This is a genomic window from Pseudomonas turukhanskensis (assembly GCF_027922365.1).
Taxonomy (GTDB): domain Bacteria; phylum Pseudomonadota; class Gammaproteobacteria; order Pseudomonadales; family Pseudomonadaceae; genus Aquipseudomonas; species Aquipseudomonas turukhanskensis.
This window is the reverse complement of the sequence record NZ_BSFN01000001.1, coordinates 211,313-228,955: the sequence shown is the minus strand read 5'-3', so window position 1 is coordinate 228,955 and position 17,643 is coordinate 211,313. Positions and strand designations below refer to the sequence as shown.

Sequence of the window (17,643 nt, the reverse complement as noted above, 5' to 3'; positions counted from 1 at the left end):
TGGGAAGAGCGGTGACCGGGGCCAAACGAGCCCTGGCGCAAAAGGGCAACAAGTATTGCAAACTATTCTTGTTTGTGAAAGTGATACTGTAACGTTATCCGGCTGTACCGGCCTTTCCCTTATTCCCTGCGGCCTGCCTAGAATGCCGCTTTTGCCCGAGGTGACCCCATGTCCATTGCCCCCACCCTGATGATTGCCGGATGCGGCGATGTCGGTAGCCGTCTCGGCCAGCAGCTGCATGCAGCGGGGTGGCAGGTGTATGGCTTGCGGCGTTCAGTCGCAGCGCTGCCGCAGGGCATTGTGCCGGTGGCGGGCGACCTGACTGCCGCGGACTGCCCGGCACAGTGGCCCGAGGGGCCGCTGGATTACCTGGTCTACGCCGCTGCCGCCACCGAGCATGACGAAGCGGGTTATCGCCGCGCTTATTACGACGGCCTGGCGAATACCCTGAACTGGCTCAAGCAGCGTGGCCAGGCGCCCAAGCGCGTGATATTCGTCTCCAGCAGCGGTGTGTACGCCCAGGATGGTGGCGTGTGGGTGGATGAGCAATCGCCCGCCGAGGCCACCAGCTACTCCGGGCGCATCATGCTCGAGGCGGAGCGTTTGGCTCTGGGTAGCGGGTTTCCCGCCACTATCGTGCGCCTCACCGGCATTTATGGGCCGGGCCGCGAGTGGCTGCTCAAGCAAGTGCGCATGGGTTATCGGGTAGTCAGCGAGCCACCGCTGTACGCCAACCGTCTGCACGCCGATGACTGCGCCGGGTTGCTGGCCTTTCTGCTGCAGGCCGATGCCGCCGGCACAGCGCTGGATGATCTTTATATCGGCGTGGACGATGCGCCGGCGCCGCTGGATGAGGTGGTGGGCTGGCTGCGCAACTATATGGGCGTGACGGAGTGGGCTGAGGAGTCGACGGTGCGTCGCTCCGGTAGCAAGCGCTGCAGCAATGCCCGCGCCCGCGCCCTGGGCTGGGCGCCGCGTTACCCGACCTATCGCGAAGGCTACGCCGCGGTACTGGCGGGCGACTGAATATGGACGCCAACCGGCTATTGGTGCAGCCGTGGCTCTCGGGGGTCGAGCTATTTCAGGCCGACTTCTCCGGGCAGCCGTTTGGCCGCCATAGCCACGATGCCTTTGCCATCGGCGCCATTGTGCACGGCGTGGGGGGCTACCAATGCCGCGGCGAGCGCCATGCGTTGGCGGCCGGCACCCTGTCGCTGATGAACCCGGAAGAACCCCATACCGGCCACGCCATATCGTCGCGGCTGGTCTATCACATGCTCTACGTGGAAGAGGCGCGCTTGCCGGCGCTGCTGGGGCGCAAGCAGTTGCCGCGCGGCTTCAATCAGCTCAACCCGGCCGATGACGGTGCGGTGGCACAGTTGATGGCTGGCTTGGCGCTGGAGTTCGAGCGGCACGATGCGCTGGCATTGGAAAGCCAACTGCTAGCCGTGCTGGAGGTGGTGTTTATCCGCCATGGCGGTATGCGAGCGCTACCGACGGCGGCTCGCGATGGCGGCAGCACGGCGCGGCTGCGTGAATACCTGGAGGCGCATTACCAGGAAGCAGTCAGCCTCGACCAGTTGGCGAGCGTGGGCGAGCGCCATCCGCGTCACCTGATTGAAGCCTTTCGCCGCGCCTATGGCGTGCCGCCACACACGTACTTGCTGCAACGGCGAGTGCGCGAAGCCAAACGCCTGCTGCTGGGCGAGGCGCCCTTGAGCGACGTTGCCTTGCGGCTGGGGTTTTACGACCAGGCCCACTTCAACGGCACCTTCAAACGCTTCACCGGCGTAACGCCCGGGCGCTTTCGCAATGCCGCGCGCACCTGAGTTTTTTCCAATACCTGCCGCCTGATCGCCCCACAGACTGGCCGCCGAATTCATTCGGAGGTTGTTATGGTTGCGCTGTTTTTGCTGGTGGCCAGTACCCACTTTGCGGCGTTGTTATCGCCGGGGCCGGATTTCTTTCTGCTGTTGCGCACCGCGTTGCTGCAAGGGCGCAAGCAGGCCGACGGCTGCGCTTGCGGTATCGCAGTGGCCAATGTGCTGGTGATGCTGCTGGTGCTGTTGGCCCAAAGCCTGCTGCCGGCCGAAGGCGGCTGGGTGTGGCGGGCGTTGCAGGGTGTAGGTGGTGCGTATTTTGTGTGGCTGGGGCTGCAGGCCTTTAGCGGACGTCGGCAATTAACGCTGCCGGACGCAGGCGAGGCGATTGCCGGGCGTTGGTGGGTTGGGTTTGGCCAAGGCCTGGCGGCCAGCGTGATGAACCCTAAATGCCCGATTTTCTACGCTGGCCTGTTTGGCGTGCTGCGCAGTGCGGGGATGCCCGGCTGGGGCCTGGCGTTGTGCATGGTGTGGATGGGCGCGGTGGTGCTGGTGTGGGATCTGGCGCTGGTGCGGCTGCTGAGTGTGGAGCGCTGGCGCCGGTGGTTGCAGCGGCAGGTGGTGGTGTTGGATCGAGTGTGTGGTGGGTTGTTGCTGGCGCTTGGCGCCTATCTACTGATCGCCGCCGCGTTGCTCTTGTAGGGTGTGCTCCGCGCACCGTTGCGGTATCGGGGAGATCGCAGCGGTGCGCGGAGCACACCCTACGGTTAATTCTTTTCCAGTACCCATGTGGTTACGCCCGGCAGGTACTCGGGCATTTCATCCACCTGCGCCTGGTTCACGGCCTGGAAAATCTCCAGCCGCTCGCCTTCGCGCTTGAACAGCCAGACATTGCCTTTGTTGCCCAGTTGCAGCCACAGGCTGTCGTTCTCGCCGCTCATGGCGGCGCAGTCGCCGGCCAGGCACAGGGCGTAGCGATCGGCACCGGGCAGGCCTTCTACCTGACCATCGGGGTGGAACAGCACCAAACCTTTTACCCCGGGGCCCTTGGTGATTTTCCAGGTGCCGCCCAGGTATGCGGTGTACAGGGCTTGTTCGAAGCTGCTGCCCGGCGGTGCGCCCAGCGGCAGTTTGAGGGTGGAACGTTGAAAGCGCTGCTCGGGGCCGGTCTTGCTTTCGGCCTGGCGCATCAGGTTGTTTTCGACGTTCAGTTGTTCGTGGTAGTCGCCATAGAAGTCGACGCGCCACTGGCCATCGGGTTCACCGACGAGCTGGCCTTCGTCGAGCTCAAACCCATTGCTGACTTTGGCGGTCTGGCGCGTGGCATCAATGGTCCACTCCAGATTCGGCCCGTAGGCCAGCAACGCCTCCCGCAGATTGCCGCCTTGGGAGGCGGCGTCGATGGCGGCCTGGTTGATCCAGGTGCCGTTCGGGTCTTTGCTTGCGGGGCTGCTGCAGCCGCCGAGGAAGGCAGTGATCAACAGCAGGGCAAGGGCGATGCGCATGGCCGGTTGCTTCCTTGAGGTACGGGTTACTCAATAACCAGAATGGCGTCCATTTCAACCTGGGCGCCGCGTGGCAGAGCGGCTACACCGATGGCGGCGCGGGCCGGGTAAGGCTGTTCGAAGTAGCGGCCCATCACCTCGTTGACCTTGGCAAAGTGCGAGAGGTCGGTGAGGAAGATGTTCAGTTTGACGATGTCTTTGAACGAACCGCCGGCCGCTTCGGCTACGGCTTTGAGGTTCTCGAACACCTGCACGGTCTGGGCTTCGAAGCCTTCAACCAGTTCCATGGTTTTCGGGTCCAGGGGGATCTGGCCGGACATGTACACGGTGTTGCCCGCTTTGATCGCCTGGGAGTAAGTACCGATGGCGGCTGGGGCGTGTTCGGAAGTGATGACGCTCTTGCTCATGAAAAAGCTCCTTGAGGTTTAGTTCTGCGCAGTAAACGCAGGCCGTCGTTACGAAAGGGGGTCAGGCGCGGACGCGGGAGATATGCACCACGCCTTTGAGGGCTCGCAGCTTTTTGATCACGCGAGCCAGGTGCACGCGGTCGTGCACGCTGACCACCAGCTGAACCACGCTGATGCGGCCGTCGCGCTCGTCCATGCTGATTTTTTCGATGTTGCCGTCGGCGGCGTTGACGCTGCTGGCCAGCAAGGCAATCAGGCCGCGTTGGTGTTCCAGCTCGATACGCAGTTCAACGTTGAACTCGCCGACCACGTCCTTGGCCCAGGACAGCTGAATGCATTTTTCCGGGTTCTGGCGGATGTCGCTGATGTTCTTGCAGCTTTCCAGGTGCACCACCATGCCTTTGCCGGCCGAAAGGTGGCCGACGATGGGGTCGCCCGGAATCGGCGTGCAGCACTTGGCGTAGCTGAGTACCAAACCCTCGGTGCCGCGGATGGCCAGTGGGCCTTCGGCGCTGGGCAGTTGCTCGCTTTCACTGGCCAGCAGGCGACGCGCGACCACGTAGGCCATGCGGTTGCCCAGGCCAATGTCTTCGAGCAAATCTTCGATGACTTCCAGGCGGTACTCGGCCAATACGCCTTGCACTTGCTCGGCGGGGATTTTTTCCAGGTGGCTGTTGAGACCGGCCAGCACTTTGTTCAGCAGACGTTCGCCCAGGCTGATGGATTCGGAGCGGCGCTGCAGTTTCAGCGCGTGACGGATGTGGGTGCGCGCTTTGCCGGTGACCACAAAGTTGAGCCAGGCCGGGTTCGGCCGGGCGCCTGGCGCGGTGACGATTTCCACCGTGGCGCCGCTTTGCAGCGGTTCGGACAGCGGCGCCAGGCGGCGGTTGATGCGGCAGGCGATGCAGGAGTTGCCCACATCGGTGTGCACGGCATAGGCAAAGTCGACGGCCGTGGAGCCCTTGGGCATCTCCATGATCCGGCCTTTGGGGGTGAAGACGTAGACCTCGTCCGGGAACAGGTCGATCTTCACGCTCTCGATAAATTCCAGCGAGTTGCCGGCGCGCTGCTGCATTTCCAGCACGCCTTTGACCCACTGCCGGGCGCGGGCGTGGGTGCCTTTGGGCTGGGTGTCGTCGTTGGATTTGTACAGCCAGTGGGCGGCGATGCCGTTGTTGGCCATCTCTTCCATTTCGCGCGTGCGAATCTGGATTTCGATGGGCACGCCGTGCATGCCAAACAACGTGGTGTGCAACGACTGGTAGCCGTTGGCCTTGGGAATCGCGATGTAGTCTTTGAAGCGGCCGGGCAACGGTTTGTACAGGTTGTGCACGGCGCCGAGCACGCGGTAGCAGGTGTCGACCTTGTCGACAATGATGCGGAAGGCGTAAACGTCCATGATTTCGTTGAACGCCCGGCGCTTGCCGCGCATCTTCTGGTAGATGCCGTACAGGTGCTTTTCGCGGCCGACCACTTCGCCTTCCATGCCTTCGCGCTCGAGGCAGTGGGTCAGCGACTCTTCGATCTTGTTGACGATTTCCTTGCGGTTGCCGCGGGCGCGTTTCACTGCCTGGCGGATGCGCTCGGAGCGCATCGGGTGCATGGCTTTAAAGCCAAGCTCTTCGAATTCCACGCGCATGCTGTGCATGCCCAGCCGGTTGGCAATGGGAGCGTAGATTTCCAGTGTTTCCTTGGCAATGCGCCGGCGCTTTTCGCCAGCCAGTACTTCCAGAGTGCGCATGTTGTGCAGGCGGTCGGCGAGCTTGACCAGAATCACGCGGATATCGCGGGCCATGGCCATGGCCATTTTCTGAAAGTTTTCTGCCTGGGCTTCGGCCTTGGTTTCGAAGTTCATCTGGGTCAGCTTGCTGACCCCGTCCACGAGTTCGGCGACGGTTTCGCCAAATTGCGCGGTGAGCGCCTCTTTGGCAATGCCGGTGTCTTCGATGACGTCATGCAGCATCGCGGCCATCAGGCTCTGATGGTCCATGTGCATGTCGGCGAGAATATTGGCCACCGCGAGCGGGTGGGTTACGTAGGCTTCACCGCTGCGGCGGCGTTGGCCGTCGTGGGCTTGCTCTGCGTAGAAATAGGCGCGGCGAACGAGGTTGACCTGTTCACCGCCCAGGTAGGTCGAAAGCCTGTCGGCGAGGGCGTCTATGCTCGGCATGGGTTAACTCCAGGCCAAGCGTAAATTCGCGCCGCATCGCTCTTTGTTGACGAGCATCGACCGGGCATAGGCTTAAAGGGCCTCGTTGGCCTCTTCCTCGAATGTGGCAAAGAGTGGTTCGTCGTCGACGATCTCTTCTTCCGCGATAACGGCGTAGTCGATCAGGCCGGCAGCGATTTCGCGCAGGGCAACTACGGTAGGTTTGTCGTTCTCCCACGCTACCTTCGGCTCTTTGCCGCCGGTGGCGAGTTGGCGGGAACGCTTGGTAGCGAGCATGACCAGCTCGAAGCGGTTATCAACGTTGTCCAGGCAGTCTTCAACGGTAACGCGGGCCATGGTATTCCTCGTAGCGACGTACGCTTGTAAATAAAGAGAAGTGCAAAATTCTTTAGCCCGGATGGGCGAACGAACTGTGCAGTCTAAAAAATAACCAGCCTTTATGGAAGCTTAGATTTCAGCGCTCCGCTTGACGGCGGGTTTTTGCCCTTATGCCAGCAACTCGGTCAGCAAGTCGCTGTGGCGCTGTTGTTGCACCGACTGACGCAGGTTGTTGGCGCGGAAAATCGCTTTGAGATCGTCCAGGGCCGCAGCGAAGTCGTCGTTGATCACCAGGTGATCGTATTCAACATAGTGGCTCATTTCGCTGACCGCTTCGCGCATGCGGGTTTCGATGATTTCGTCGCTGTCCTGCCCGCGGTTGTTCAGGCGCTGGCGCAGGGCCTCCTGGCTGGGCGGCAGAATAAAGATCGAGCGTGCATCGGGCAGCAGGCGGCGCACTTGCTGGGCACCTTGCCAGTCGATTTCCAGAATCAGGTCGAAGCCTTCGGCCAAGGTCTTTTCCAGCCAGCGCTGCGAGGTGCCATAGAGGTTGCCGAATACTTCGGCGTGCTCCAGGAAGTCGTTGTGCTCGAGCATCTGCAGGAAGCTCTCGCGGCTGACGAAGTGGTAGTTCAGCCCGTCGCTTTCACCCGGGCGCATGGCGCGGGTGGTGTGCGACACGGAGACGCGAATCTGCGGCTCGGCGTCGATTAGCGCTTTAACCAGGCTGGTTTTGCCGGCGCCGGAGGGCGCGGAAATGATGTAGAGGGTGCCGGTGGTGGCGTGCATGAGTGGGTCCGCCTTACTCGATGTTCTGTACTTGTTCGCGCATTTGTTCGATCAGCACTTTGAGGTTTACCGCCGCTTGCGTGCTGCGGGTATCAAAGGCCTTGGAGCCGAGGGTGTTGGCTTCGCGGTTGAGTTCCTGCATCAGGAAGTCCAGACGCCGGCCGGCGGCACCGCCGGCTTTCAATACACGACGCACTTCGCTGACGTGGGTGACCAGGCGGTCCAGCTCTTCGGCGACATCGCTCTTCTGGGCCAGCAAAACCAGCTCCTGCTCCAGGCGGTGCGGGTCGAGCTCGACCTGCATTTCGGCGGTGCGGTCGAGAATGCGCTGGCGCTGGCCGGCGAGCATCTGCGGCACCAGCTCGCGCAGGGCAACGACTTCTTCACCGATATTGTCCAGGCGGTCGTTGAGCAGCTTGGCCAGCTCGGCGCCTTCGCGGGCGCGGCCGGCTTTGAGTTCAGTCAGGGCATCGTTGAACAGGGCCAGGGCGGCGCTGTTCAAGGCTTGCGGGTCGGCGGCATCGGCCACCAGCACGCCGGGCCAGGCCAGCACTTCCAGCGGGTTCAGGGGCGCGGGGGAGCTGATCAGGCTGGCCACGCTCTCTGCCGCCGCTACTAATTGCGCGGCCCGGTCGCGGTCTACTTGCAGCGGTTTGCCGGCGGTTTCTTCGGTGTAGCGCAGGGTGCATTCCACCTTGCCGCGCGACAGGCCTTGGCGCAGTGCATCGCGCACGCCGCCTTCGAGGTCGCGAAACGACTCCGGTAGGCGCAGGTGCGGTTCCAGATAGCGGTGGTTGACCGAGCGCAGTTCCCAGCTCAGCGTGCCGTTGGCAGTGGCCCGCTCGACGCGGGCGAAGGCGGTCATGCTGTGCACCATGGAAAGACCTCGCAGAAAGGGGCTATGTAAGCGGGCCGGGTAAAAGCGCTCGTTAAAGCGGCTCTTTCTCACGACCTATAAAGGCGCAGGATTGTAGCGCAGTGCGGGGTTAGCTCCCAATTTGCTGTGTGAGTGGCGCACGGGGCCCCTATAATGCCGAGCAGATTTCCCGTCCCGAATAGGTATTCCTGATGAAACGTCCGAGTGGCCGTGCCGCTGACCAGCTGCGCTCGATCCGCATCACCCGCAACTACACCAAGCACGCCGAGGGCTCGGTATTGGTGGAGTTTGGTGACACCAAAGTGATCTGCACAGTGAGTGTGGAAAATGGCGTGCCGCGTTTCCTCAAAGGCCAGGGCCAAGGCTGGCTGACCGCCGAATACGGCATGCTGCCGCGCGCCACCGGCGACCGTAACCAGCGTGAAGCCAGCCGTGGCAAGCAAGGCGGCCGCACATTGGAAATCCAGCGCCTGATCGGCCGCTCGCTGCGCGCAGCTCTGGATATGTCCAAGCTGGGTGAAGTGACGCTGTATGTCGACTGCGACGTGATTCAGGCCGACGGGGGCACCCGCACTGCATCCATTACTGGCGCGATGGTGGCTGTGATCGACGCACTCAAAGTGATCAAAAAGCGCGGCGGCCTGAAAGGCGGCGACCCGCTCAAGCAGATGATTGCTGCCGTTTCGGTGGGTATGTACCAGGGTGAGCCGGTGCTGGACCTTGACTACCTGGAAGACTCGGCTGCCGAAACGGACCTCAACGTGGTAATGACCAGCGAAGGCGGCTTTATCGAAGTGCAAGGCACTGCCGAAGGCGCGCCGTTCCAGCCGCAAGACCTCAATGCCATGTTGGCATTGGCGCAAAAAGGTATGGCCGATTTGTTCGAGTTGCAACGCGTGGCGTTGGCGGATTAAACCTGCCGCGCTCTTACCCGCAGTCCAAGGAGGATCAGCATGACCGAAGATCTGGAACCCGTTTCGACCCCTGACAAAGAGGCTCGCCAATGGGCAATGTTTTGTCACTTTGCGGCGTTTTTGGGCATGATTTTCCCGTTCGGGAATCTGCTTGGGCCACTGATTGTCTGGCAGTTGAAGAAAGAGACGTCCTCCTTTGTCGACGACCAGGGTAAAGAGGCGCTCAACTTTCAGATCACGGTGGCAGTGGCCATGCTGGTTTGCTTCCTGCTGATGTTCGTATTTATCGGCATCATCCTGATATGGGTGGTTGGCATTGCTGCACTGGTGCTCACCATCATCGCCGGCATCAAGGCTAATGAAGGCAAGGCCTACCGTTATCCGTTCTGCTGGCGGCTGGTGAAGTAGGCAAATCGTAGACGTAAAAAAGCCGGCGCTAAGCCGGCTTTTTTATTGCGCGCTGGGCGTTACACGCTCAGCGTCCAGTCGTAATCCACGATCAGTGCGGCGTGCTGCGAGAAGCGCGGTTGCCGAGGCAGACGCGCCCCACGCACAAAACGGCGCAGGCCGGTGGTCAGCAGCTGGTAATCGTACCGGTAGCCCAGGTTGAGCATCTCGGCCTGTTCGCTGTTGGGCCACCAACTGAACTGGTCACCTTCACGGTTCACTTCACGCAAGGCATCGACATAGCCCATGGTGCCAATGATCTCATCCATCCAGGCCCGTTCCGGCGCCAGGAACCCCGGTTCCTGCTGGCAGTCGCGCCAGTTCTTCACGTCCAGCTTCTGGTGCGCCACGTAGAGCGAGCCGCAGTAAATGTACTCGCGACGTTTACGCCGCTGCTTGTCCAGATACTGGGCGAAGTCGTCCATGAACTTGAATTTCTGATTCAGGTTCTCGTCGCCATTCTGCCCTGTAGGAAGCAGAAGCGTGGCGATGCTTACTTTGTCGAAATCGGCCTGCAGATAGCGCCCGTAGCGATCAGCTGTCTCGAAACCGAGTCCGCTGATCACCGCCTTGGGTTGCAACCGCGAATACAGTGCCACACCACCTTGGTCTGGCACTTCTGCGTCGCTGGCATAGAGGAAATAGCCATCCAGTTGGAGGGCTGGGTCGTCCAATTCAAAGGCGGAGGCACGGGTGTCTTGCAGGCAGATGACGTCGGCATTCTGCGCTTGCAGCCAACTGAGCAAACCTCGCTCGACTGCAGCCTGAATACCATTCACGTTCACACTGATGATCCGCATAAATGGCCCCCAAAAACACGTGCGTGTATGATACCCGAGCTCATCCTTATTAGCTAAACCCACAGCTAAATCCGTGTGTTCCGGGGCTTTTTTATGCAGGCGTACCAGCGCGACTTCATTCGTTTTGCCATCGAGCGTGGGGTTCTGCGCTTTGGTGAGTTCACCCTCAAGTCGGGGCGCACCAGCCCGTATTTCTTCAACGCAGGTCTGTTCAACAGCGGTTCGGCCCTGGCTCAGCTCGGGCGTTTCTACGCCGAAGCAGTGGTGGCCAGCGGTATCGATTTCGACGTGTTGTTCGGCCCGGCTTACAAAGGTATACCGCTGGCGGCCACTACAGCCGTTGCCCTTGCCGAGCATCATCAGCGCGATCTGCCCTGGTGCTTCAACCGCAAGGAAGCCAAAGATCATGGCGAAGGCGGCACGCTGGTTGGCGCGCCATTGGCCGGCAATGTGTTGATTATTGACGACGTAATCACCGCCGGCACGGCCATTCGTGAGGTCATGCAAATCATTAAAGGGCAAAGTGCCACAGCCGCTGGCGTGCTGATTGCATTGAATCGCCAGGAGCGCGGCAAAGGCGAGCTGTCGGCCATTCAGGAAGTCGAGCGTGATTTCGGCATTCCGGTGGTGAGCATCGTTTCGTTGGAACAAGTACTGGAATACTTGGCCGAAGATGCTGAACTGAAGAAATACCTGCCAGCTGTCCAGGCATACCGCGCGCAATACGGAATCTAAGACTCAACCACGACAGGGTGTTGTTTGCATGCTCAAACTGGACGTTATCCGTTTCATGTTGGTACTCGGTATGACGATGCCGGTGATGGGGCTGGCCGCCGACAAGAACGGTGCCGGGGGTGCGCTGCTCTATCGTTACGAAGATGCCAAGGGTGTTACGGTTCTGGACCGTCAGGGCGTGCCGCCGGAGCTGATCTACAAGGGCTATGAGGTGCTGAACGAGCAGGGCCGGGTGGTTCAGATCGTGGCACCGGCGCCTAGCTTGCAAGACCGCCAACGTTTGCTGGATGAAAAAGCGCGCGCCAGTTCTGATGCGCAGCTGTTGCGCTTGTACTCCACGCTGGATGATGTGGAGCGAGCCAAAGGGCGCAAGCTGGCTGAGCTAGACGGGGTGATTTCGGTAGCCCGTGGCAACCTGGCGTCTCTCAAAACTCAGCAGGCCAACCTGCAAAGTCAGGCTGCCGATCAGGAGCGGGCTGGCAAGCAGGTGCCGGACCACCTGGTGGCCCAGATCGAAAACATCAAAGCCGAGCAGGTTGGGCTTGAGGGTGACATCCGGCGCTACCTGGATGGTCGCAAACAGGCCGAAGCCAGCTTTAACGCCGACCGTGACCGGCTCAAAATCCTGCTGGGCACCCAGTAAGCGACGCTTAATAAAAAGCCCCGGCGAGGATCCTCACCGGGGCTTTTTTGTACCTGCTGCGTATCAGTGATGCTTGCGGTTGCAGATCAGGGTGCCGACGCCGCTGTCGGTGAAAATCTCCAGCAGCACGGCATTGGGTACGCGGCCATCGATGATGTGGGCGCTGATCACACCGCACTGCACCGCTTCCAGGGCACACCGGATCTTGGGCAGCATGCCGCCGTAGATGGTGCCGTCGGCGATCAGTGCATCGACCTGAGCGGTGGACAAACCGGTCAGCACATTGCCTTCCTTGTCCATCAGGCCGGCAATGTTGGTCAGCAGCATCAGCTTTTCAGCTTTCAGTGCTTCGGCCACCTTGCCCGCCACCAGGTCGGCGTTGATGTTGTAGGACTCGCCGTTGGCGCCCACGCCGATGGGCGCGATCACCGGAATGAAGTCGCCTTTGACCAGCATGTTGAGCAGGTCGGTATTAACCCCGACCACTTCGCCAACGTGGCCGATGTCGATGATTTCCGGCTGCGTCATTTCTGGCGTTTGCCGGGTTACGGTGAGCTTCTTCGCGCGAATCAGCTCGGCATCTTTACCCGTCAAACCGATAGCGCTGCCGCCATGACGGTTGATCAAGTTGACGATGTCTTTGTTGACCTGGCCGCCAAGCACCATTTCCACCACATCCATGGTGGCGGCGTCGGTGACGCGCATGCCATCGATAAAGTGGCTTTCAATCGACAGGCGCTTGAGCAGGTCGCCAATTTGCGGGCCGCCCCCGTGCACCACCACCGGGTTGATACCCACGGCTTTCATCAAAACGATATCGCGCGCAAAGCCGGTTTTCAGCTCGTCGCTTTCCATGGCGTTGCCGCCGTATTTGATAACCAGGGTTTTGCCGACAAAACGTCGAATGTAAGGCAGGGCCTCGGAGAGAACCTTGGCTACATTGGTGGCGGCATCGCGTTCGAGGGTCATGCGGGGCTCCAGCAAAAACGACATGGCCGGCCACGAGGGCCGGCCAGGCAGGCGGTCAGAAAGGCAGGTTGAGGTCAGGTGCGGCAGTGTACAGCTGGGCGCGGAACAGCTCTTTTATGCGCTCCAGCTCTTCATTGGTGTCGGCTTCGAAGCGCAGCACCAGCACCGGCGTGGTGTTGGAGGCACGCACCAGACCCCAGCCCTTCGGATAATCGACGCGCACGCCGTCCAGGGTGGTGACGCTGCCTTCACCCCAGTGACCATCACGCTGCAGGGCGGTGATGATGCCGAACTTGTTTTCGTCGGTCACGGTGATGTTGATTTCAGGCGTCGAGACGTCGCTTGGGAACGCGGAGAAGACGTGCTCGGCGTCGCGTTTGTCCTGGCTGAGGATTTCCAGCAAACGTGCGGCGCTGTAGATGCCGTCGTCGAAACCGAACCAGCGCTCTTTGAAGAAGATGTGGCCGCTCATTTCGCCGGCCAGCAGGGCGCCGGTCTGCTTCATTTTCTTCTTGATCAACGAGTGACCGGTTTTCCACATTACCGGACGGCCACCGTAGCCACTGATAAGTGCGCCCAGACGACGGGTGCATTTCACGTCGAAGATCACGTCGGCGCCCGGGTTGCGGGATACCACGTCTTTGGCAAACAGCATCATCAGGCGGTCGGGGTAGACGATGGTGCCCTTGTTGGTCACTACGCCCACGCGGTCGCCGTCACCGTCGAAGGCCAGGCCCAGGTCAGCGTTGGTTTCCTTCACCTTGGCGATCAGGTCTTCCAGGTTTTCCGGCTTGCCTGGATCGGGGTGGTGGTTGGGGAAATTGCCGTCGACATCGCAGAACAGCGGGATGACGGTGCAGCCCAGGGCTTCGATCAGTTGCGGGGCAATGACGCCGGCGGCGCCGTTACCGCAGTCGACCACCACTTTCAGCGGTTTGGCCAGGGCGATGTCGTCGCGGATCTGTTTGAAGTAGCGGTCCAGCAGCTCAACCTGCTCAACACTGCCTTGGCCGCTGCTGAGGTTATTGGTTTCGATGCGCTCGCGCAGCGCCTGGATTTGCTCGTTGGCCAGGGTGTCGCCGGCGACCACGATCTTGAAGCCGTTGTAATCGGGCGGGTTGTGGCTACCGGTGAGCATTACGCCGGTTTTGCCGGCCAGTACGTTGGCGGCGTAATACAAAACAGGCGTGGGCACCAGGCCGATATCGCTAACGGCGCAGCCGGCTTCCACCAGGCCTTGAATGAGCGATTGCACCAGTTCAGGGCCGGACAGGCGACCGTCGCGACCTACCGATACATTGGGCTCGCCAGCGGCAAGGCTTTCGGCGCCCACTGCGCGGCCGACCCAATAAGCGGTTTCAGATGTCAGGGTGTCGCCAACTACGCCGCGAATGTCATAAGCGCGGAAGATGCTGGCGGGCAAGTTGGGTGCGGTGTGCGGCACATTGCTCATAGCGGGGGCTTGCTCCAATCCCAGGAGATCCTGGTCTTCGTCGAGGATGTCGATATCGAGAATATCGGTTTCTTGAAAGAGAGGGTTCACCAGCTCGGCAGGCTCTACGGCGGCAGGTGTTGCCACTTTCGTGCCACTCGGACTACTACCGGGCGCCTTGGTCTCTTCTACAGGTGGTGGTGCGCTTTGCCGGCGAGGCATGCGCGCGAGCTTCTGCGCCAGCGCGTTAAGCACGGGCGAACGCAGGCTGAAGGCTTTGACGCTTTTGCCCGCAGAGAGTTCTTGTACTAATTGGGTGAGCTGGTCAGCATCTCTGCGCAGGGCATTTTGCTGACGGTTGTTAAGCAGCATGAGGCCCAGCAACGCGCCGAACAGTGCCAGCAGGGCCGCTAGTACCAATGGCATGGGCGATACCGGTGGCATCGACAAGTCCGGGCCCGGCAGAAATTCCAGCTTCCAGTTGGAGTTGCCACTGACAAATGCCAGCGGTGTGCTGGCCACCTCTTGCCCGCGTTTGGACAGCAACTGTGCCGGGCTCTGACCGAACTGCTGCGACAGACGCAGTTGGCCAATGCCGTCAGGCAGTGGCGGCAGGGCAGAGAGCAGGCGTTGCAGATCGATTATCAGCAACAATGTGCCCTGCAGCGGTTGGCCATCGGCCAGGCGTAGCGGCGCGGCGCTGTAAACCAACCAGCGTTGGCCAACTTTGTAGGCTTCAGGCGCTGGGTTCTCGCCGGCTTCGACGCGGCGCAGCAGGTCCAGAGCGGCAAAGTTCATTGGTGCGGCGCGGGTAGTGTTCTGTGTCGCCTGGCCTGGCAAGTTGATGTAGGCATCGACCACGCCGTCCCAGTAACCAAGGTCACGTTCGGCGGCCGTGATGGCCTCAACGTTCTGACTTTGCAAAGCTGACAATAAGGCCGGGTTGCGCGCAGCGGCCTGGGTGTCCTTGCTGAGTTGACGCAAAGACTGTTGCAAGGCGGCGGCTTGGCTGCCGCCCCATGCATGGCTGAGCTCGCTCTGGGTTTGTGTCTGCGCGCTGGTAAGCAATGCGAACCACAGCACGGCGGCGGCAGCCAGCACACCTACGAAGGCAACCGCGAGCCCGGGCGCCAACGTTTTCAGCAATGGCTCCTCGTCCGCCTTGGCGGCAGTGGGGTCGATGACTTGCGGTAGAAGTTCAGCGTCCTTGGCGGTGCGCTTGAAGAGTTTCAATGGGTATCTCCTCGGCGGTGCGTCCTGGCTTTTATTGTGTGCAGCAGCGGGATTTGGGTCATTGGCTGCCCGAATGGCCAAAACCACCCGCGCCGCGCTGGCTCTCATCGAAGTGTTCAACCAGCTCGAAACGCGCTTGCACCACGGGCACCAACACCAGTTGGGCGATGCGCTCGCCGATCGTGATGGTGAAAGGGGTTTGCCCGCGGTTCCAGCAGGACACCATCAGCTCGCCCTGATAATCCGAGTCGATCAAGCCCACCAGGTTCCCCAAAACGATGCCGTGTTTATGGCCCAGGCCCGAGCGCGGCAAAATCAGCGCGGCAAGGCCTGGGTCGCCGATGTAAATCGACAGGCCGGTAGGAATCAGCACGGTCTGCCCCGGCTCCAGCACGCGGTCTTCGGTGAGCATGGCGCGCAGATCAAGGCCGGCCGAGCCTGGGGTGGCGTATTCAGGCAGGGGAAAGTCACGGCCAATGCGCGGGTCGAGAATCTTGGCTTGCAGTGCGTGCATGTGCGGCTCTTTACAGGTGTTGAATAAGTGTCAGGCCTGGTTGTTCAGGCGTTCGGCGATAAAGGCGATCAACTGGCGGGCAATCTTGCCTTTGCTGGTTTGCGCCAGGCTGTTCTGCTGCAAGTCGCGGTCGATGATCGTGATCGCGTTCTCTTCGCTGTTGAAGCCGATGGTGGGGTTGGCCACGTCGTTGGCAACGATCAGGTCGAGGTTTTTGTCCTTGAGCTTGCGAGCAGCATAGTCGAGCAATTTTTCAGTTTCAGCGGCGAAGCCCACGCTGAACGGACGATCCTCACGTTGCGCCAGGGTCGCCAGAATGTCGGGGTTGCGCACCATCTGCAAAAGCATGCCGTCGCCGGTGGACGGGTCTTTTTTCAGTTTGTGCTGCGCGACCACTTCCGGACGGTAGTCGGCCACGGCGGCGGCGGCGATCAGCAGGTCGCACGGCATGGCGGCTTCGCAGGCGGCGAGCATGTCGCGGGCGCTGACCACATCGATACGGTTGACGCGGTCGGGGGTTGGCAAGTGCACCGGGCCCGTCACCAGGGTGACCTTGGCGCCGGCTTCAACGGCCGCTTCGGCAAGGGCAAAGCCCATTTTCCCGGAACTGTGGTTGGTGATGTAGCGCACCGGGTCGATGTTTTCCTGGGTCGGCCCGGCGGTGATCAGTACGTGGCGGCCAGTCAGGCTTTCACGCTTGAAGCAGTCCGCGGCCAGTTGCGCCAGGTCGTCGGCTTCGAGCATGCGTCCCAGCCCTACGTCACCGCAGGCCTGGCTGCCCGACGCCGGGCCGAACATATGCAGGCCGCGGGCAATCAGCAATTGGCTATTGGCCTGAGTGGCTTCATCGCGCCACATGGCCTGGTTCATGGCAGGCGCCAGGGCCACCGGCGCATCAGTGGCCAGTACCACAGTGGTAAGCAAGTCGTTGGCGATGCCCTGCGCCAGGCGCGCCATCAGGTCGGCGGTGGCGGGGGCAATCAGAATCAGGTCGGCCCATTTGGCCAGTTCGATATGACCCATGGCGGCTTCGGCAGCGGGGTCGAGCAAATCCATGTGCACGGGGTGGCCGGAAAGCGCCTGCAAGGTAAGGGGGGTGATGAATTCGCGTCCGCCCTGAGTCATTACCACGCGGACTTCCGCGCCCTGGTCACGGAGACGGCGAACCAGTTCGGCGCTTTTGTATGCGGCGATGCCGCCACCTACGCCTAGGACGATGCGTTTCCGGTACAGCCGCTGCATAGGCCTGCCTTATATGTTGTGGAATCCGACATGCCGCCGCCTCCCCAGGCCGGCCAGCACGCAAAAAAGTCGGGCTAAGATAGCACAGCGCCCACCCCGGAACAGCGGGCTGCGCTCTACATGGAGGGTTCTATGAGCATTCGTAATTGGCCTGCGGAAGATCGTCCGCGGGAACGTTTATTGAAGCTGGGAGCGGGCAGTCTGACGGACGCCCAGTTGCTGGCCATTTTTCTGCGTACTGGGGTCTCCGGCATGAGCGCCGTCGACCTTGCCCGGCGTCTTCTCGATGAGTTCGGTGGCCTGCGCGGGTTGCTGGAGGCGGACCAGCTTTCCTTCAGTGCCCACCTCGGTTTGGGGCCGGCCAAGTACGCGCAATTGCAGGCCGTGCTGGAGATGGCGCGCCGGCATCTGGCCGAGGGGCTGGAGCGCGATTCGGTGCTGGAAAGCCCGGCAGCCGTGCGTGAATACCTCACGGCGCAATTGCGCCACGAAAAACACGAGGTGTTTGGTTGTCTGTTTCTCGACGCCAAGCACCGGGTGCTGGCGTTCGAAGCATTGTTCGAGGGCACTGTCGACAGCGCCAACGTGTACCCGCGCCAGGTGGTTAAGCGGGCGCTGGCGCATAACGCATCGGCCCTGATTCTCTGCCATAACCACCCCTCGGGAGTCGTTGAGCCCAGCCAGGCCGATCGCCTGCTGACGCTACGGCTGAAAGAGGCGTTGGCGCTGGTTGATGTGCGCGTGCTGGATCACTTCATCATTGGTGAAGGGGCACCGTTGTCGATGGCTGAATGCGGTTTGATCTAAGGGGCGGTGACAGGCGCAGAA

The 17,643-nt window shown here is 61.2% G+C and carries 19 protein-coding genes; 8 read left to right on the top strand and 11 right to left on the bottom strand.

Going from position 1 to position 17,643, the window contains the following annotated elements; genetic code table 11:
• Positions 1–168: 168 nt before the first annotated feature.
• The 3 genes from PKE98_RS01015 (at position 169) to PKE98_RS01005 (ending at position 2,522) form a co-directional block, all read left to right on the top strand.
• The gene (locus PKE98_RS01015; RefSeq protein ID WP_271193359.1) at positions 169–1,026 is read left to right on the top strand and encodes an SDR family oxidoreductase; all 858 of its coding nucleotides are present in this window, start codon (positions 169–171) and stop codon (positions 1,024–1,026) included.
• Between the two features lie 2 nt (positions 1,027–1,028).
• A complete protein-coding gene (locus PKE98_RS01010; protein WP_271193358.1) occupies positions 1,029–1,829 on the top strand; it encodes a helix-turn-helix transcriptional regulator in 801 nt (266 codons plus the stop codon).
• 66 nt (positions 1,830–1,895) lie between these two features.
• Positions 1,896–2,522 (top strand): LysE family translocator, encoded by a 627-nt coding sequence (locus PKE98_RS01005; protein ID WP_271193357.1) that lies wholly within the window; start codon positions 1,896–1,898, stop codon positions 2,520–2,522.
• 65 nt (positions 2,523–2,587) lie between these two features.
• Here PKE98_RS01005 and PKE98_RS01000 read toward each other — a convergent pair whose 3' ends face one another.
• The 6 genes from PKE98_RS01000 to PKE98_RS00975 form a co-directional block, all read right to left on the bottom strand.
• Complete coding sequence (locus PKE98_RS01000; RefSeq protein WP_271193356.1) at positions 2,588–3,325, bottom strand: hypothetical protein; 738 nt, start codon at positions 3,323–3,325, stop codon at positions 2,588–2,590.
• A 26-nt stretch (positions 3,326–3,351) separates the two neighbouring features.
• Positions 3,352–3,732, bottom strand: a complete 381-nt coding sequence (gene ridA / locus PKE98_RS00995) for a deaminase RidA (protein ID WP_108095077.1) — start codon at positions 3,730–3,732, stop codon at positions 3,352–3,354.
• 61 nt (positions 3,733–3,793) lie between these two features.
• On the bottom strand, positions 3,794–5,902 hold the full coding sequence (spoT, locus tag PKE98_RS00990) for a bifunctional GTP diphosphokinase/guanosine-3',5'-bis pyrophosphate 3'-pyrophosphohydrolase (protein WP_271193355.1): 2,109 nt from the start codon (positions 5,900–5,902) through the stop codon (positions 3,794–3,796).
• A 72-nt stretch (positions 5,903–5,974) separates the two neighbouring features.
• On the bottom strand, positions 5,975–6,238 hold the full coding sequence (rpoZ, locus tag PKE98_RS00985; protein ID WP_271193354.1) for a DNA-directed RNA polymerase subunit omega: 264 nt from the start codon (positions 6,236–6,238) through the stop codon (positions 5,975–5,977).
• A gap of 150 nt (positions 6,239–6,388) precedes the next feature.
• Complete coding sequence (gene gmk / locus PKE98_RS00980) at positions 6,389–7,009, bottom strand: guanylate kinase (RefSeq protein ID WP_271193353.1); 621 nt, start codon at positions 7,007–7,009, stop codon at positions 6,389–6,391.
• A 13-nt stretch (positions 7,010–7,022) separates the two neighbouring features.
• Positions 7,023–7,886 (bottom strand): YicC/YloC family endoribonuclease, encoded by an 864-nt coding sequence (locus PKE98_RS00975; RefSeq protein ID WP_271193352.1) that lies wholly within the window; start codon positions 7,884–7,886, stop codon positions 7,023–7,025.
• Positions 7,887–8,077: 191 nt separating this feature from the next.
• Here PKE98_RS00975 and rph point away from each other — a divergent pair, with 191 nt between their 5' ends.
• Entirely contained in the window at positions 8,078–8,800 is a 723-nt protein-coding gene (gene rph, locus PKE98_RS00970) for a ribonuclease PH (RefSeq protein ID WP_271193351.1), read from the top strand.
• Between the two features lie 39 nt (positions 8,801–8,839).
• On the top strand, positions 8,840–9,208 hold the full coding sequence (locus PKE98_RS00965; protein ID WP_271193350.1) for a DUF4870 domain-containing protein: 369 nt from the start codon (positions 8,840–8,842) through the stop codon (positions 9,206–9,208).
• Between the two features lie 59 nt (positions 9,209–9,267).
• On the opposite strand, the gene crc is transcribed toward PKE98_RS00965, so the two are convergent.
• Positions 9,268–10,047 carry a catabolite repression control protein Crc gene (gene crc, locus PKE98_RS00960; RefSeq protein WP_271193349.1) on the bottom strand — a complete coding sequence of 260 codons (780 nt, stop codon included), beginning with the start codon at positions 10,045–10,047 and terminating at the stop codon, positions 9,268–9,270.
• A 93-nt stretch (positions 10,048–10,140) separates the two neighbouring features.
• Between crc and pyrE the strand changes: the two genes are divergently transcribed.
• Complete coding sequence (gene pyrE / locus PKE98_RS00955) at positions 10,141–10,782, top strand: orotate phosphoribosyltransferase (protein ID WP_271193348.1); 642 nt, start codon at positions 10,141–10,143, stop codon at positions 10,780–10,782.
• A 28-nt stretch (positions 10,783–10,810) separates the two neighbouring features.
• Positions 10,811–11,425 (top strand): DUF4124 domain-containing protein, encoded by a 615-nt coding sequence (locus PKE98_RS00950; RefSeq protein WP_271193347.1) that lies wholly within the window; start codon positions 10,811–10,813, stop codon positions 11,423–11,425.
• A 63-nt stretch (positions 11,426–11,488) separates the two neighbouring features.
• On the opposite strand, the gene argB is transcribed toward PKE98_RS00950, so the two are convergent.
• The 4 genes from argB to coaBC all read right to left on the bottom strand — a co-directional run bounded on the left by argB (position 11,489) and on the right by coaBC (position 16,815).
• A complete protein-coding gene (gene argB / locus PKE98_RS00945) occupies positions 11,489–12,394 on the bottom strand; it encodes an acetylglutamate kinase (protein ID WP_108095068.1) in 906 nt (301 codons plus the stop codon).
• A 55-nt stretch (positions 12,395–12,449) separates the two neighbouring features.
• On the bottom strand, positions 12,450–13,847 hold the full coding sequence (gene algC, locus PKE98_RS00940; RefSeq protein ID WP_271193932.1) for a phosphomannomutase/phosphoglucomutase: 1,398 nt from the start codon (positions 13,845–13,847) through the stop codon (positions 12,450–12,452).
• A 1,270-nt stretch (positions 13,848–15,117) separates the two neighbouring features.
• Positions 15,118–15,573 carry a dUTP diphosphatase gene (gene dut, locus PKE98_RS00935; RefSeq protein WP_271193346.1) on the bottom strand — a complete coding sequence of 152 codons (456 nt, stop codon included), beginning with the start codon at positions 15,571–15,573 and terminating at the stop codon, positions 15,118–15,120.
• A gap of 30 nt (positions 15,574–15,603) precedes the next feature.
• Entirely contained in the window at positions 15,604–16,815 is a 1,212-nt protein-coding gene (gene coaBC / locus PKE98_RS00930) for a bifunctional phosphopantothenoylcysteine decarboxylase/phosphopantothenate--cysteine ligase CoaBC (RefSeq protein WP_271193345.1), read from the bottom strand.
• Positions 16,816–16,947: 132 nt separating this feature from the next.
• Between coaBC and radC the strand changes: the two genes are divergently transcribed.
• Positions 16,948–17,622: a RadC family protein gene (gene radC, locus PKE98_RS00925; protein WP_271193344.1), complete on the top strand. Its 675-nt coding sequence runs from the start codon at positions 16,948–16,950 to the stop codon at positions 17,620–17,622.
• The last annotated feature ends 21 nt before the right edge of the window (positions 17,623–17,643 follow it).

Coding starts and splice junctions, on each gene's coding strand:
- dut (WP_271193346.1), bottom strand. CDS start 15,573: ATGCACGCACTGCAAGCCAAGATTCTCGACCCGCGCATTGGCCGTGAC.
- algC (WP_271193932.1), bottom strand. CDS start 13,847: ATGAGCAATGTGCCGCACACCGCACCCAACTTGCCCGCCAGCATCTTC.
- PKE98_RS00965 (WP_271193350.1), top strand. CDS start 8,840: ATGACCGAAGATCTGGAACCCGTTTCGACCCCTGACAAAGAGGCTCGC.
- crc (WP_271193349.1), bottom strand. CDS start 10,047: ATGCGGATCATCAGTGTGAACGTGAATGGTATTCAGGCTGCAGTCGAG.
- rph (WP_271193351.1), top strand. CDS start 8,078: ATGAAACGTCCGAGTGGCCGTGCCGCTGACCAGCTGCGCTCGATCCGC.
- gmk (WP_271193353.1), bottom strand. CDS start 7,009: ATGCACGCCACCACCGGCACCCTCTACATCATTTCCGCGCCCTCCGGC.
- ridA (WP_108095077.1), bottom strand. CDS start 3,732: ATGAGCAAGAGCGTCATCACTTCCGAACACGCCCCAGCCGCCATCGGT.
- argB (WP_108095068.1), bottom strand. CDS start 12,394: ATGACCCTCGAACGCGATGCCGCCACCAATGTAGCCAAGGTTCTCTCC.
- PKE98_RS00975 (WP_271193352.1), bottom strand. CDS start 7,886: ATGGTGCACAGCATGACCGCCTTCGCCCGCGTCGAGCGGGCCACTGCC.
- pyrE (WP_271193348.1), top strand. CDS start 10,141: ATGCAGGCGTACCAGCGCGACTTCATTCGTTTTGCCATCGAGCGTGGG.
- radC (WP_271193344.1), top strand. CDS start 16,948: ATGAGCATTCGTAATTGGCCTGCGGAAGATCGTCCGCGGGAACGTTTA.
- PKE98_RS01005 (WP_271193357.1), top strand. CDS start 1,896: ATGGTTGCGCTGTTTTTGCTGGTGGCCAGTACCCACTTTGCGGCGTTG.
- spoT (WP_271193355.1), bottom strand. CDS start 5,902: ATGCCGAGCATAGACGCCCTCGCCGACAGGCTTTCGACCTACCTGGGC.
- coaBC (WP_271193345.1), bottom strand. CDS start 16,815: ATGCAGCGGCTGTACCGGAAACGCATCGTCCTAGGCGTAGGTGGCGGC.
- PKE98_RS01000 (WP_271193356.1), bottom strand. CDS start 3,325: ATGCGCATCGCCCTTGCCCTGCTGTTGATCACTGCCTTCCTCGGCGGC.
- PKE98_RS01010 (WP_271193358.1), top strand. CDS start 1,029: ATGGACGCCAACCGGCTATTGGTGCAGCCGTGGCTCTCGGGGGTCGAG.
- rpoZ (WP_271193354.1), bottom strand. CDS start 6,238: ATGGCCCGCGTTACCGTTGAAGACTGCCTGGACAACGTTGATAACCGC.
- PKE98_RS00950 (WP_271193347.1), top strand. CDS start 10,811: ATGCTCAAACTGGACGTTATCCGTTTCATGTTGGTACTCGGTATGACG.
- PKE98_RS01015 (WP_271193359.1), top strand. CDS start 169: ATGTCCATTGCCCCCACCCTGATGATTGCCGGATGCGGCGATGTCGGT.